General features: G+C 60.2%; 11 protein-coding genes. 2 read left to right on the forward strand and 9 right to left on the reverse strand.

Annotated features, from left to right (window positions below):
- Positions 1 to 89: 89 nt before the first annotated feature.
- Complete coding sequence (locus ACP7B1_RS22115) at positions 90 to 749, forward strand: TetR/AcrR family transcriptional regulator (protein WP_346308012.1); 660 nt, start codon at positions 90 to 92, stop codon at positions 747 to 749.
- Between the two features lie 32 nt (positions 750 to 781).
- On the opposite strand, the gene ACP7B1_RS22120 is transcribed toward ACP7B1_RS22115, so the two are convergent.
- The 6 genes from ACP7B1_RS22120 to ACP7B1_RS22145 form a co-directional block, all read right to left on the reverse strand.
- Positions 782 to 1756 carry a beta-ketoacyl-ACP synthase III gene (locus tag ACP7B1_RS22120; RefSeq protein ID WP_346308011.1) on the reverse strand — a complete coding sequence of 325 codons (975 nt, stop codon included), beginning with the start codon at positions 1754 to 1756 and terminating at the stop codon, positions 782 to 784.
- The gene (locus ACP7B1_RS22125) at positions 1753 to 3033 is read right to left on the reverse strand and encodes an adenosylmethionine--8-amino-7-oxononanoate transaminase (RefSeq protein ID WP_346308010.1); all 1281 of its coding nucleotides are present in this window, start codon (positions 3031 to 3033) and stop codon (positions 1753 to 1755) included. Before ACP7B1_RS22125 ends, ACP7B1_RS22120 begins: the two co-directional genes overlap by 4 nt.
- Positions 3030 to 3668 (reverse strand): dethiobiotin synthase, encoded by a 639-nt coding sequence (gene bioD, locus ACP7B1_RS22130; protein WP_346308009.1) that lies wholly within the window; start codon positions 3666 to 3668, stop codon positions 3030 to 3032. Before bioD ends, ACP7B1_RS22125 begins: the two co-directional genes overlap by 4 nt.
- Positions 3665 to 4810: an 8-amino-7-oxononanoate synthase gene (locus tag ACP7B1_RS22135; protein WP_346308008.1), complete on the reverse strand. Its 1146-nt coding sequence runs from the start codon at positions 4808 to 4810 to the stop codon at positions 3665 to 3667. Before ACP7B1_RS22135 ends, bioD begins: the two co-directional genes overlap by 4 nt.
- Complete coding sequence (gene bioB, locus ACP7B1_RS22140) at positions 4807 to 5811, reverse strand: biotin synthase BioB (RefSeq protein ID WP_346308007.1); 1005 nt, start codon at positions 5809 to 5811, stop codon at positions 4807 to 4809. The genes ACP7B1_RS22135 and bioB overlap by 4 nt, the downstream gene beginning before the upstream one ends.
- 172 nt (positions 5812 to 5983) lie before the next feature.
- Entirely contained in the window at positions 5984 to 6652 is a 669-nt protein-coding gene (locus tag ACP7B1_RS22145) for a GntR family transcriptional regulator (protein ID WP_346308006.1), read from the reverse strand.
- Positions 6653 to 6944: 292 nt separating this feature from the next.
- On the opposite strand from ACP7B1_RS22145, the gene ACP7B1_RS22150 reads away from it, so the two are divergent.
- A complete protein-coding gene (locus ACP7B1_RS22150; RefSeq protein ID WP_346308005.1) occupies positions 6945 to 8021 on the forward strand; it encodes a porin in 1077 nt (358 codons plus the stop codon).
- Positions 8022 to 8141: 120 nt separating this feature from the next.
- Here the strand turns inward: ACP7B1_RS22150 and ACP7B1_RS22155 are convergent, their stop codons facing one another.
- Genes ACP7B1_RS22155 through ACP7B1_RS22165 form a run of 3 tightly spaced genes read right to left on the reverse strand, consistent with a single transcriptional unit; the run spans position 8142 to position 14153 of the window.
- Positions 8142 to 9683: an efflux transporter outer membrane subunit gene (locus ACP7B1_RS22155; RefSeq protein WP_346308004.1), complete on the reverse strand. Its 1542-nt coding sequence runs from the start codon at positions 9681 to 9683 to the stop codon at positions 8142 to 8144.
- 34 nt (positions 9684 to 9717) lie between these two features.
- Positions 9718 to 12873 (reverse strand): efflux RND transporter permease subunit, encoded by a 3156-nt coding sequence (locus tag ACP7B1_RS22160; protein ID WP_426137258.1) that lies wholly within the window; start codon positions 12871 to 12873, stop codon positions 9718 to 9720.
- 8 nt (positions 12874 to 12881) lie between these two features.
- Positions 12882 to 14153: an efflux RND transporter periplasmic adaptor subunit gene (locus tag ACP7B1_RS22165; protein WP_346308002.1), complete on the reverse strand. Its 1272-nt coding sequence runs from the start codon at positions 14151 to 14153 to the stop codon at positions 12882 to 12884.
- Positions 14154 to 14371 lie beyond the last annotated feature (218 nt).

The raw sequence follows: 14371 nt of genomic DNA on the forward strand, positions 1-14371 counted from the left end.
AAAAGGTGTGACGGGTATATTATTGACTGATCGTTCAGTCAATGTATAATGTTGTCCAAGTCGACTTCAAGGCTCCATTGGATGAAATCATGGCCGAAATAAAAAATGCGTCAAGCGCAACCGGACCGGACACTGCCCCCGGCGTGCGGGCGCGCCGCAAGGCGCAGCGCCCGCAGGAGATCCTGCATGCGGCTTTCGACGAGTTCGTCGAGCGCGGCTATACCGCCACGCGCATCGAAGATGTGGCCAAGCGGGCGGGCGTTACCAAAGGCACGATCTATCTGTATTTCCAGAACAAGGAAGAGCTGTTTCACGATGTCGTGCGCAAGCTTTCGCAGCCGATTTTCAACGAAGAACAGTTCCTGAGCGAGCATCAGAACCGTCCGCCGCATGAGCTCATCCGGCTTTTCCTCGATACGGTTTACGAGCACATGACCGTCAATCCCTACTCGCGGGAAATCCTGCGTTTTCTGATTTCCGACGGTCGGAGCTTTCCCGAGCTGACAGCGGCTCACTACAATGAGTTTGTCCTGCCCATGCTGACCATGTTTCAGAACCTCATTGAAAAGGGCGTCCGGGAAGGTGTCTTCCGGCCGGGAGTCGCGACCAGCGAGAGCAGCCATATCCTGCTCAGCCCGGCACTGACATTGACGATCGACAAACTCCTGGACTGCCAGACCAACCTGCCGCAACTCGACGACTATGTGAATGCGCATTACGACATGATCATGCGCAACATTCAGAAATAGTGCCGGGCATGGCAGCTTGTTCGGATACCTGTCTAGATGCCCCAGACAACGGCGCCACCGGTCAGGCCCGCCCCGGCAGCCGTCAGCAACAGCCGTTCACCCCGCATGAATCGCCGGTCGCGCTGCGCCAGCGATAGGGACAGCGGAATGGTGGCTGCCGAGGAATTGCCATAGGCCGCTATGGTGCGGACCGTCCGCGCAGCGTCAATGCCAAGATTGTCGCTGACGAGATCAAAAATACGCGCATTGGCCTGGTGCGGCACGAACCGGCTGACGTCCTGCGGGCCAATACGCGCATCCGCCATTGCCCGTTCGGCGCAGCGCGTCATCATGTGCACCGCCTGCGCAAACATTTCCTTGCCGTTACGCATGGTCATCAGGCAATCCGCCGCCGCCACGTCCGGCGAAAAAGGCGTCTTCGAACCACCGGCGGGAATGGAGATCAAATCATAATGGCTGCCATCGGCGGCCAAATCCACACCGAGCAAGCCCGTACCCGGCTCTGCCGATGGCGCCAGAACGACAGCGCCTGCCGCATCGGCAAAGAGGACGGCACTGGCCCGTTCCGCCGGATTGATGCGGCGGCTTAAGATGTTGGCGGCAACCACGAGAACCGGCCGCTTCTGCGTGCGCACGAAACCGTCAGCCAGCGTCAGCGCATAGAGGAAACCCGAGCAGGCGCCGGCAAGATCCAGGGCACCCGAATTGACAAGCTTGAGCCGATGCGCAAGCAGCGGCGCCGACGGCGGCAGCAGATGGTCCGGCGTTGAGGTGGCCAGCAGCGTCAAGGCGATATCGGCCGGTTGCAGCCCGGCATCATCGAGCGCCGACCGTCCGGCCTTTGCGGCGAGGTCAGTGAGCAGCTCGCCATCCCTTGCCCAATACCGGGTGCGGATACCCGTTCTTCGCTCGATCCAGCCGGGCTCGAGCCCAAGGTTGACCTCTATCTCCGCGTTTTCCACGCGGCGCTCGGGAACATAATGGCCCAAACCGATGATGCGGCTCATCGCCTGCCTGCCGCAAACAGGTCCGCTGCCTCGTCAATCGCGTCATAGGCACGATCAAGATCGCCCTCCTCCACGCCATAGGGCGGCATCAGATAGACGATATTGCCAAGCGGGCGGATCAGCAGGTTTCGGGAGCGGAAGAACGCGCGCAGTTTTGGTCCGGCGTCCGAGAGATAACCCGATGCGGGAACGTCCAGATCAAGCGCTGCAATCGTGCCCGCCTGCCGCACATTGCTGAATCGGCCATCTGCGGCGAACCGTTTGAGTTTCCCGCGATGCATGGCTTCCAGCGCTTGAATACGCGCCTCGACAGGCTCATTTTCCCACACGGCAAGATTAGCGAGGGCCGCTGCACAGGCAATCGGGTTCGCGGTGTAGGAACTCGAATGAAAAAACATCCGGCCGCGGTCTGTCGACAGGTGTGCATCGAAGACCGGCGCTGTGCACAGCGTGGCGGCCAGCGGCAAGGCACCGCCCGTCAAGCCCTTTGACGTGCACAATATGTCCGGCGCGATGCCAGCCTGAGTGCAGGCAAAGAGCGTTCCCGTACGCCCCCAGCCCGTCATCACCTCGTCGGCGATGAGCAGCGTGCCATGCCGCTCGGCAATCCGCTTCAGTTCGGCCAGCACAAAAGCCGGGTACATCCGCATGCCCCCTGCCCCGAGCACCAAAGGCTCGACCAGCAATGCCGCGACCTGGCCGCTCCGGCACAGCCTTTCAAATTCATCGAGCGTGGCCTGTTCGTGTCCGGGCGAGGGAAACGGCAAACGGTCGACGCTGAACAACAGGGACTGGTAGGCCGCGTTGAAGACGCCGCGCTCCCCCGCCGACATGGTTCCGATCGTGTCGCCGTGATAGCCGTCCTCCATGACGACAATGCGCGAGCGCGGCGCACCGGTGTTGTGGAAGAAGCCGAGCGCCATCTTCAGCGCCACTTCCACGCAGGTCGACCCGCTGTCCGAATAGAACACGTGGGCGAGGCCCGCAGGTGCGACGGCCAGCAGGCCGCGCGCCAGCTTTTCCGCCGGTTCGTGGGTGAATTCGGCAAAGATGATCTGGTCGTAACTGTCGCAGGCGGTGCGGATCGCCTCCATGATCAGCGGGTGCCGATGCCCGTGCGTGATGACCCACCAGGAGGAAATCGCATCAAGGATGGCATTGCCTTGCGCGTCAAACAGCCAGGCTCCCTCCGTTCTGACAATGCGTTTCATCGCGGGTTCAAGCGCGTGCTGCGTGAATGGATGCCAGACCGGCGAGGATAGGAGGGCGCTGGTCATGCGGTTACCGTCCGGAAATGCGCCATGTTGAAATGATCGCGAAAGGCTTGACGCAGCGCTTCAGGCGTCACCGCTTCAAGCAGTGGCAGCCGCCCAAGGCAGCGGACCCGTCCCAGCGCGCCGATGATATGCTGGGTATCCGCAACTTCATCGCCGATAAAGACGACACCGAAAACCGGCACCGCGCGCTGCCGCAAGGCCTCCAGCGACAGCAAGGTATGGTTGATTGTTCCCAGTCCAGTACGGGCGCACAGAATGACCGGTATCCGCCAGCGGGAGAAGACATCGGCAAACACCACGGTTTCCGTCAGAGGAACCATAACACCGCCAGCACCCTCGACAATCAGCGACGCCTCGATCGAGGGCGGGACCAGCAATTCCGGTTGTATCTCGACATTATCCAGCCGGGCCGCGCGATGCGGAGAGGCAGGCGTGCGCAGGCGCCATGCCTCGGGAATGATCCTTCCGGCCGGTATCCCGCCGAGACGCATGACAGTCTCGCTGTCCGTTTCCCCCTCAAGACCGGCCTGGACCGGTTTCCAGTAACAGGCGCCGAGCGCATCGGCCAATGCGGCGGAAAAGACCGTCTTGCCGATATTGGTATCTGTTCCTGTCACGACAAAACGCTGCGTCATGCGGCCTCCTCGGCAAGGGTTATTTTCAGACAATCCAGCATCCGGGAAATCGCGGTCTCATCGACATTCAAGGTGATCGCAATCCTCAATCGCGCAGTGCCTTCGGGTACCGTCGGCGGGCGGATCGCACGGATGTCGAACCCTTCCGCGCGCATGCGTTCGGCGATACGCAATGCGCGGATCGTACCGCCGATCATGATGGGTAGTATGTGCGAGCTGCTGCTGCCCATGCCGATTGTTTCTGCCAGATATGACCGGGCAAATGTCGAAAGGCGCTGCAGGTCCAGCCGGCGTCGGGGTTCCTCGGCAAGCATTTTCAGCGCCTCGCGCACCCCCGCGGCCATGAGCGGGGACGGGGCGGTGGAATAGATGAAGGAACGGGCACGGTTCACGAGATAATCGCAGATGACGGCATTTGCCCCCAGGAGCGCACCGGATACCCCCAGCGCCTTGCCGCATGTATGCAGGAGGACAACATTGTCGCGCCGCTCGAGCCCGGTCGCGAGACCACGGCCGTTTTCGCCGAACACACCGGTGGCGTGCGCTTCGTCGATGACAAGAAAGCTGTCATAACGGTCCGCGAGCGCCGCAAGTTCAGCAAGCGGCGCGCGGTCTCCATCCATGGAGTAGAGGCTTTCCACTGCGATCCAGGCATGGCCGCTGCCGCCCGTCTTGCGCCACTTGGCCAATTCATTTTCAAAGCTCCCGACATCATTGTGCCGCGCCGCCACCGCCTGCGCCCGGCTCGCGGCAATGCCTTCATGCGCGCTTGCATGGATGAGCGCATCGTGGACGATGAGATCGCCGCGCTGTGGCAAGGTTGAAAACAGCGCAGCGTTGGCCGCGTAACCGGTCGAGAAGTACAGCATCCGCTGCGAGCCGAAAAAGGCCGCCGCCTCTTCTTCCAGCAATGCATGTTCCGCATGATTTCCGCGCAGGAGACGCGAGCCGCCCGATCCGGCCGGGACGCCGCGCTCCATCGCGGCAGCCATGGCGCTTCTGATGCGCTGCGAATGGGCAAAGCCGAGATAGTCATTGGAGGTAAAATCGATCCCGCCATTCGGCATGAGGGAACGTCGCCTTCCCCTCCGTTCCAGCCCGGCCAGGGTTTTGCCGTAACCGGCGAGAAAGCCGGACATCACTCCGACGCACCCAGCGGCATAGCCTTCAGCCCCAACCGGCGGAACAAGGCGGCGTCCTGGTCCTCGCCGGGGTTTTCGGTGGTGAGCAACGTATCGCCGACAAAGATCGAATTGGCGCCGGCGAGAAAACACAAGGCCTGCATCTCGTCGCTCATGTCCGAGCGACCGGCGGAGAGACGAACATGGGTTTCAGGCATCAGGATGCGGGCAAGGGCAATGGCACGGACAAATTCGATGGGGTCCACCGGAGCAGCGTCGGCCAGCTTCGATCCTGGAATGGGGATCAGCATGTTGATCGGCACGCTCTCGGGCGGCACGGGCAGGTTCGCCAGTGTAACCAGCATGGCGATATGGTCATCCACCGTCTCGCCCATGCCAAGGATGCCGCCCGAGCAAACCTTGATTCCGGCATCGCGCACATGCGCCAGCGTTTCGAGACGATCGGCGAAGCTGCGGGTGCTGATGATCGCGCTGTAGAAACGCTCCGACGTATCGATGTTGTGATTGTAATAGTCGAGGCCGGCGTCGGCGAGCCTTGCTGCCTGTTCCGGCGAGAGCATGCCCAGTGTCATGCAGGTTTCCATGCCAAGTGCGCGGACACCTTCGACCATGGCAACGACCATGCCGATGTCGCGGTCCTTGGGGCTTCGCCATGCCGCGCCCATGCAATATCGCGTTGCGCCGCTGTCACGCGCCTTGCGCGCTTCCGCGACAACCTTTTCGACCTGCAGGAGCTTTGAGGCCCTGAGCCCGGTGGGATAATGCGCCGACTGGCTGCAATAGCCGCAATCTTCAGGGCATCCGCCGGTTTTGATCGACAGCAGCTTGCTCAACTGGACGGCATTGGGATCGAAGCACCGCCTGTGCACCGTCTGCGCTTCGAACAGCAGATCATTGAACGGAAAATTATAGATTTTTTTGGCTTCATCAACGCTCCATCGCTCCTCCACATCATTAGCGGACGTAAAATCTTCTGGCTTCTGCGGGGAAACTTTCAACATTTGCGTGCGGCCTCGTATGTTCTGCGCCATCTGACGACTTATTATAGATAGAATCATAAATTATCTATAATTTTATAAGGCGCACACAAAAATGCAACCGTCGTGAACGGCCGGCACAAGCGGAAGTGTTTGTCTGCTCAAAAATCGAAACGCAGGCGACGTGCTGTCTTGGTCAGCCGACGATAGCGAAAACGTCGCGGGTCGAACCCGTCGGGCTTTTGACCGGCTTTTGTCCGATCCACTGCACATGCCGCTCGAGGACTGCAACGGCATTCTCGATATTGCCCTGGCGCAGGAAACCCAGGATCGCCCTGTGATCATGATCGGTTCGAACTTCCCATTCCGATCGCCACGCGGAAAACAGAAAGCGCGCGCTCACCGAATGGAGGTCATCGATGGCCGCCAAGAGACGCGGCATCGCGCATGGCGTGAGAATCAGGCGATGGAAACGCCGGTTCGCCTCTTCCCAGGAGCGCACGTCGCGGGAATTGTCACCGGCAACGGTGGCCTGTTCGGCCTCTTCCAGAATGGACGATGTCAGGTGCGGCGCAGCGTGGCGGAGCGCCAGCCCCTCAAGCTCGGCGCGCATCAAAGCGACTTCGCGCACCTCGGCCAGGTCAAACGAGGCAACGCGCACGCCCCGGCGCGGCTCGCTGACGGCAAGGCCCTGCGCTTCCAGTTTGCGGAAGGCTTCCCTGACCGGGACGTGACTTGCGCCGAATTCTTCCGCCACATGGTCCTGCCGTAGCTTTGCGCCCGGCTCCAATTGGCCGGTCACAATCCTGTCGGCAAGGATGCGGCTAATGCGATTGGCGATGGTGTCTTCGTTGGCTGCGGTCATGGTTCATAGTTATTTTGCTTCATATCCCCTGTCGAGCCCGCGGCCGCGTTTTACCGGCGCAATCAATCAGTTCTCATCGCAAATGAGCGGCTTCTGACTGTTGCAGGAATGGCACACGGACCGAGGCATGACATGGTTTTTACAAGAAACCACCTTGGCTCGCCTGCCCACACCGGTTGCGTGATAAAACCGTTACAAATCTCCATTACGGACTGTGCAGACAGCGATTTCATCTGTTCGTTGCAAGGCAATGCGGCTGAGCAACTCATTCAATAGAGTGTGGAGATCCCCCATGACAATCAAGAGCTTCCTTCTCGGCTCGGCTGCAGCGCTCGTTGCAGTAACCGGTGCACGCGCTGCCGACGCAGTCGTCGTTGCCGAACCAGAAGCCGTTGAATATGTTCGCGTTTGCGACACCTACGGCAAAGGCTTTTTCTATATCCCCGGCACGGAAACCTGCCTGAAAATCGGCGGTTATCTGCGTTACGACGCCAAGGGCGGCGACAATGTCTACAAGGGCGGAGAATTCGGAACCTGGCAGAAGAAGACGCGCGCCACGCTCCGTTTCGATGCCAGCACGGAAACCGAACTCGGCACGTTGCGCTCCTATATCGAGACGCGTTTCCAGTACAATAATGGTGCCAATGATACGTCCATACCGAATGCCTATATCGAACTCGGTGGCTTTCGTATCGGCGTGGCCGATGAAATCTTCGGCTCGTTCACCGGTTATGCCGGCAATGTCATCAACGACGACGTGATCAACTATCAGTCGGACCACAGCAACCAGGTCAGCTATACGTTCAATGCGGGCAATGGCTTCTCCGCCATGATCGGCGCCGAACAGGGCGAAAGCGTCGGCAACAACTATTATAGCTACGACTATCGTATCGACGACTACATGCCTCACGTGCTGGCCGGCGCAAAGTACGAACAGTCCTGGGGCAAGATTTCCGGCATCGTCGGCTACGACTCCAAGGCCGAGGAATGGGCCGGCAAGCTGCGTCTGGACGTGAAGTTCACCGACACGGTATCCGCATGGGTCATGGGCGGCTACCAGACCAACTATGACGATGCACCGCTCGGTCGCCGCAACTGGTTCGGCACCTGGGAAGGTGACTACGCCATCTGGGGTGGTCTGGCTGCCAAGGTTTCGGACAAGGCCACTGTCAATGCGCAGCTTGCCTATGAATCCGAAGGCACGCTGGCGGGTGCTTTGAACGTTGCCTATGAAATCGTTCCCGGCTTCACGATCACGCCTGAATTCAACTACACCAAGTTCGACGGTGCCCGTAAGGATTATTCGCTTGCCCATGGCGGCAATGACGATGCCTTCGGTGGTGCGATCCGCTTCCAGCGCAACTTCTAATACCAGATGCAGGAAATTTGGCGATGCTGACATTCAAGCAGCATCGCCAAGTGGCAAAGTTGATACGATCTCCAGTCAAATCCTTTGCACAGAACGGCGGGCCTTACGGGCTCGCCGTTTTTATTTCTGCCCGTTCGTCGTCAGTTGCCGATTGCTTGCGATGTGCGGCCCCGTATTAACATCCTTTAGTTCAGGTTTGCCGGTATCGACCAAACCGCTCCATCCGCCGCCAAGCGCCTTGTTGAGAGCGATGTAATCGGCCGCGATTGCCACGCGGCTTTGCAGCAGGGCGTCTTCCGCCGAATACAGCGAACGTTCCGCGTCAAGCACATCAAGGAAGCTCGATGTTCCGCCCTGGTAGAGAGAGCGGGACAGGCTGGCCGCATCGCGGTAGTGCTTGGCCGATGCGGCCAGCTTTCCATTCCTGATGCGTTCCTGTGCCAGCGATACGATGGCATTTTCGACATCTTCGAGCGCGGTGAGGATCGACGACCGGTAGGCAACGAAATACTGGTCGCGCTGTGCCTGAGCGACTTCCACCGCGGCTTTCTTCTGACCGCCGCTGAAGATCGGCACGCTCAATGTCGGGCCGAAAGACCAGCCGATGGTGGAATTTTTGCCGAGATCGCCAATGTTCAGGGCCGTGGTGTCGATATTGCCGGTCAGGCTGACGCTGGGATAACGGGCAGCTTCAGCCTGCCCGATCTTTGCGGTGTACTGCGCGTATTGGCGCTCCGCCATCCTCACGTCCGGCCGCGTGCGCAGGATATCGGCCGGAACCCCTGTCGGGACAGGCAGGCGCGGCGTCGGAATGGGCGTGCTGCGCTTCAGCCTGTCCATGAGGGCTGCAGGCGCCCTGCCCGTCAGGACGGAAAGCCGGTGCACCGCTTCGGCATAACTTGTCTCCAGGGATGGTATGTTGGCTTCCGTGCTGTTGGCCAGACCGGCGGCATTGGCGACATCGAGCGCGGAGGATGACCCGGCCTCGAACTTGGTGCGCGTGAGCGCCGCCGTCTCTCTCTGCGAGGCTGCCGTACGGCGGGCCAGCGCGATGCGCGCCTGATAGCCGCGCGCCTGGGCATAGTTGGAGGTGACATCGCCGATCAAAGTCAGCAATGTGGACCGCAGATCTTCACCGGCTGCATCCAGACCATACTTTGCCGCTTCAACGCTGCGTTTGTTGGCACCGAAGAGATCAAGCTCCCAGCTCGCGTCAAATCCCGTCTGGAACTGGCTGGACGTCTCGGCGGAGGTCCCCGTGCTGGTGGCACTCACCCTGTTGCGGGTTGCCGATGCGGACCCGTCAAGTGATGGCAAAAGCGTGCCTGCGGTCTGCCGGTATGTCGCGCGCGCTTCACGGATTTTCGCCTTTGCAGTGGCAACATCCAGATTGCCTGCGACCGCTTCATCGACAAGTGCATCCAGCTCTGGATCACGCAGCCGCTTCCACCAGTTGGACAACTCCGCCGGCTTGGGTGCCTTTACCTGCTTGCTGCTTCCCCACTGGCCGGGCATCGCAATCATCGGCTTCTGATAGTCCGGCCCGACGACGCATCCGGCAAGGCTTGAGCTCAACAGAAGAAACCCGAGCAATTGACCGAGGCGGAAATGGCGCTTCCCGCGTGAAGCCGGATCGGGTGAGGCTGGTATTATGATTGTCATTGCGTCCATCTTGCTCATTATCTCGCCCCATGCCTCAGTTCGAACCGGCTGTTGCCGTTTCACTGTTGTCGGGAACCTTGCCGTCGGCGCTCTTCCGGCGCCGGAACAACCGGCTGACCGCGACAAAAAGCAGGGGCACAAAAAACACTCCGAGAACGGTCGCCGCGATCATGCCGCCCATGACGCCGATACCGATGGAATTTTGCGCGCCGGAACCGGCGCCGCTTGCTGTTGCCAGCGGCGCCACGCCAAGGATGAACGCAAAGGACGTCATCAGGATCGGACGCAACCGCTGGCGCGCGGCTTCGAGTGTGGCCTCGACCAGCCCCATGCCGGCGGTCTGCCGTTCGATGGCGAATTCCACGATGAGAATTGCATTCTTCGCCGCAAGGCCCACGGTCGTCAGCAGGCCGACCTTGAAATAGACGTCATTGGTCTGGCCAAACAGGCTCGCCGCAAGCAGCGCCCCGAAAATACCGATCGGGACAGAGAGCATGACCGCAAACGGTATCGACCAGCTTTCGTAAAGCGCTGCCAGACAGAGGAACACGACCAGGACTGATATGGCATAGAGCGATGTGGCCTGATTGCCCGACAGTTTTTCCTGTGCCGAAAGGCCCGTCCATTCGTGCGAATAACCCGCCGGCAACTGGCTCATCAGCTTGTCGATTTCGTCCATCGCCGCGCCCGAGCTGACACCGGCAGCGGCGGCACCCTGAATGTCGACGGCAGCAGAGCCGTTGAACCGCTCCAGCCGCGGTGAGCCGAATGTCCAGTGGCTCGAGGCAAAGGACGAAAACGGCACCATGGCCCCCGAAGCATTGCGGACATGCCATTTGTCGAGGTCTGCCGGCTGCATGCGAAAATCCTTGTCCGACTGCAGATAGACGGGCTTTACCCGGCCGCGATCGATGAAATCGTTGACGTAGTCGCTGCCCCACGCCGTCGACAAGGTGTTGTTGATATCGGACAGGGCGACACCCAGCGCGCTGGCCTTCTCCTGATCGATATCGATGGCGAACTGCGGCTCGTCTTCCTGGCCGTTCGGGCGCACATTCGCCAGAAGCTTGCTTTGTCCGGCGAGCCCGAGCAGTTGGTTGCGGGTCTGCATCAAGGCATCGTGGCCCGCGCCATTGACATCCTGCAGATAGAACTCAAAACCGTTGGAGTTGCCCATGCCCTGGATCGCAGGCGGGTTGAAGGAGAACACGCGGGCATCCCTGATCTTGGAAAAGACACCCATGGCGCGGCCGGACACCGCATTGGCCGAAAGTTGCGGCGACTGGCGCGATGCAAAGTCCTTGAGCCTGACAAACGCTATGCCGACATTCTGACCGGACCCGCCAAAGCCGAAACCGGCCGTCGTGAACACACCGTCCACCGCATCCTTTTCATCGTTGAGGAAATGGTCCGACACCTGCTTCAAAACCCGCAACGTCCGGTCCTGCGTCGCCCCCACCGGCAGTTGCACGCTGGTGATCAAAATGCCCTGGTCTTCTTCGGGCAGGAACGAGCTTGGCAGGCGCACAAACATCCAGCCCATTGCAATCGCAATCGCCAGGAAAATCACCAGAAACCGTTTGCTTCGCTGAATGATGCCCTGCGCGCCGTTGCGGTAGGCCGTCGTGCTGCGGTCGAAAGTCCTGTTGAACCAACCGAATATGCCCTTGCGCTCCGCATGCCCTGCCGCAGGAGCGCGAAGAATGGTTGCGCACAGAGCCGGTGTCAGCACCAGTGCAACCACGACGGAGAGCACCATGGCCGCGACGATAGTGACGGAGAACTGGCGATAGATGATGCCGGTGGAGCCACCGAAGAAAGCCATGGGCACGAAGACAGCGGACAACACCGTGGCGATGCCGATGAGAGCCCCGGTGATTTCCTTCATGGACTTTTGCGTCGCTTCTTTCGGTGGAAGCTTTTCTTCCTGCATCACCCGTTCGACGTTTTCGACAACCACGATCGCATCGTCCACGAGAAGCCCGATGGCCAGCACCATGGCGAACATCGTCAGGGTATTGATCGAATAGCCTGCAACCGCGAGCACGCCAAACGTTCCAAGCAGCACCACGGGCACTGCGATGGACGGGATGAGCGTCGCTCTGATGTTTTGCAAAAACACGAACATGACGACGAAGACGAGAATGATGGCCTCAATCAGCGTCTTGACCACCTCTTCTATCGAGAGAAGAACGAAAGGTGTCGTGTCATAGGGATAGTAGACCTTGACCCCTTCCGGGAAAGTCGTGGAAAGGCGCGCAATGGCCGACTGGACGGCTTCCGCCGCGCTGATGGCATTGGCGCCCGTGGCCAGGTTGATGGCAAGACCCGCCGCCGGCATGCCATTGTAGGCAGCACTTGTCGTATAGCTTTCCGCGCCGATTTCCACGCGTGCCACATCGTTGAGCCGGACCAGCGAGCCATCGGTGGCGCTCTTGAGAATAATATTGCGAAACTGCTCGGGCGTCTGAAGCCGGCTTCTGGCCGTCACGGTCGCTTTGAGCTGCTGTCCCTGCCGTGCGGGCAGGGCCCCGAGCTGCCCGGCGGAAACCTGGGTGTTCTGCGCCTGTATTGCCGTGGAGACATCGCTCGGCATGAGCGCATATTTGGCAAGCTTGTCCGGGTCGAGCCATATGCGCATGGAATAGCCCGAGCCAAACAACTGGGTCGAGCCGACACCCTCAACCCGCTTCAGCGTGTCGTTCAGGGTGCTGTCGACATAATCGGCCAGATCGGTCGACGTCATTTTGCCGTCGGTCGAAACGAATGCGACAACCATGAGAAAGCCGGTCGAGGATTTCGTCACCGTCAGGCCGTTGCTCTGCACGATCTGCGGCAGTTGCGACGTGACAAGCTGCAGCTTGTTCTGAACCTGCATCTGGGCAACATCGGGATCGGCGGCACTGGTAAACGTCAGGGAGATGCTGGTGCTGCCCGTCGAACTCGATGTGGAGGTCATGTAGTCGAGATTGTCGATGCCCGTCATGCCCTGTTCGATGACTTTCGTCACTGAATTCTCGACGGTCTGCGCATCCGCACCCGGATAGGAACCGCTGATACTCACCGTTGTCGGTGCGATCTGGGGATAGCGCGATATGGACAATGAATTGACCGCCAGCAAACCGCCAAGCATGATGACGATGGCGATCACCCAGGCAAAGATCGGACGGTTGATGAAAAAGCCGGACATGGGAACCCTCAGTTCTTGGCCGAGGCGTCAGACGCCGGCTTCTGTTCACGATTGGCGGCTTCGGCAAGGTCAGACTGAGGCAATGCCGCCTGTTTGCGCTCCTTGATCTCCCCGGTCACGTCATCGATCGTCACCTCCACCGGCGTCGCACTCTGGCCCGCGCGCACGAATTGCGAGCCTTCCACGACCACGCGATCGCCGTCGGCTATCCCGGTCTCGACCAGCCAGTTGTTGCCGACGCTGCTGCGCACGCCAAGTGCGCGCTCCTCGACTTTTCCATCCGCATCGACGACGAGGGCCGTTGCCTCCCCCTTGGCGTTACGGGTCACCGCACGCTGGGGCACGACAAAGCTGTTTTGCGCAACGCCTTCCTCGACAACCGCACGCACATACATGCCCGGCAGCAGCAACCGGTCCGGGTTGGGAAATTGCGCGCGCAACGCGAACGTGCCTGTGGTCTGATCCACATTGGCCTCGGCAAATTCCATTTTTCCCGTGTGCGTATAGGTCGTCCCGTTGTCGAGTTTGAGCTTCACGCTCACATTCGTCCCGCTCAGCTTCACCCTGCCATCCGCAATCGCCTGGCGCAGATTGAGCAGGTTGGTGCTCGACTGGGAAACATCCACATTGATGGGATCGAGTGTCCGGATGGTGGCAAGCGCGGTGTCCTGGCTTGCCGTGACAAGTGCACCCGGTGTCAGGGACGACTTGCCGATACGGCCCGAAATCGGGGCGGTGATCTTTGTATAGTCGAGATTGATGCGGGCGGTATCGGCGCTGGCCCTTGCCGAGGCAACATCGGCCTTCGCCTGGGCGAGCGATGCAACCGCATCATCAAGATCCTGCTTGCTGACCGCATTCTGCTTGATCAAGCCCTGATAGCGCTCCACTTTGGCCTGTGCGCTTGGTACCGCCGCATCTGCCTTCTGCTGCGCTGCCATCGCGCTGTCATAGGTGGCCTGGTAGCTCGCCGGATCGATCTGGTACAAGGCCTGCCCGGCCTTTACTTCGCCGCCCTCGTCAAACAGCCGCGACTGGATGATGCCGCCCACTTGCGGACGCACATCCGCGCTGAGGGAGGCGGTTGTCCGCCCCGACAATTCGGCGGTAACGGCAACCGATTGCGGATGCAGCGTTACGACACCAACCTCGGGACGTGCCGCTGCAGCAGGAGGTTTGCCCTGTTGCGCGTTACAGCCAGCCAGCACGAGAAATAGGGCCAGCAGGCCGAAAGACCGAATGCGAAATCCTGTAACATTTTGATCTGATTGCCCTGGCATTTCTCAACTACACTCTTTCCGTTAAGGCCTGCGGACCCGACCTGGTGCCGGCACGGCTTCGCCGGCACGCGCCATCTTCCCGAGGGAAGACCAGAGGCGATCCGGGCTTGCAATTGTCGCTGGCAAGGAAGGGATGAAAGACCACACTCAAGGGGTGGCGGAGCAGGGATGTGAGCACGATTCAGGCCTTCTTACAAAAACGCTCTCCCCACAGGCCT

The sequence above is a fragment of the Phyllobacterium sp. SL163 genome (genome assembly GCF_049896885.1).
Lineage (GTDB): Bacteria > Pseudomonadota > Alphaproteobacteria > Rhizobiales > Rhizobiaceae > Phyllobacterium > Phyllobacterium calauticae.

Excerpts from the sequence above, each read along its gene's own strand:
- ACP7B1_RS22115 (WP_346308012.1), top strand. The coding sequence starts at position 90 with ATGGCCGAAATAAAAAATGCGTCAAGCGCAACCGGACCGGACACTGCC.
- ACP7B1_RS22120 (WP_346308011.1), bottom strand. The coding sequence starts at position 1,756 with ATGAGCCGCATCATCGGTTTGGGCCATTATGTTCCCGAGCGCCGCGTG.
- ACP7B1_RS22125 (WP_346308010.1), bottom strand. The coding sequence starts at position 3,033 with ATGACCAGCGCCCTCCTATCCTCGCCGGTCTGGCATCCATTCACGCAG.
- bioD (WP_346308009.1), bottom strand. The coding sequence starts at position 3,668 with ATGACGCAGCGTTTTGTCGTGACAGGAACAGATACCAATATCGGCAAG.
- bioB (WP_346308007.1), bottom strand. The coding sequence starts at position 5,811 with ATGTTGAAAGTTTCCCCGCAGAAGCCAGAAGATTTTACGTCCGCTAAT.
- ACP7B1_RS22145 (WP_346308006.1), bottom strand. The coding sequence starts at position 6,652 with ATGACCGCAGCCAACGAAGACACCATCGCCAATCGCATTAGCCGCATC.
- ACP7B1_RS22150 (WP_346308005.1), top strand. The coding sequence starts at position 6,945 with ATGACAATCAAGAGCTTCCTTCTCGGCTCGGCTGCAGCGCTCGTTGCA.
- ACP7B1_RS22155 (WP_346308004.1), bottom strand. The coding sequence starts at position 9,683 with ATGACAATCATAATACCAGCCTCACCCGATCCGGCTTCACGCGGGAAG.
- ACP7B1_RS22160 (WP_426137258.1), bottom strand. The coding sequence starts at position 12,873 with ATGTCCGGCTTTTTCATCAACCGTCCGATCTTTGCCTGGGTGATCGCC.
- ACP7B1_RS22165 (WP_346308002.1), bottom strand. The coding sequence starts at position 14,153 with ATGCCAGGGCAATCAGATCAAAATGTTACAGGATTTCGCATTCGGTCT.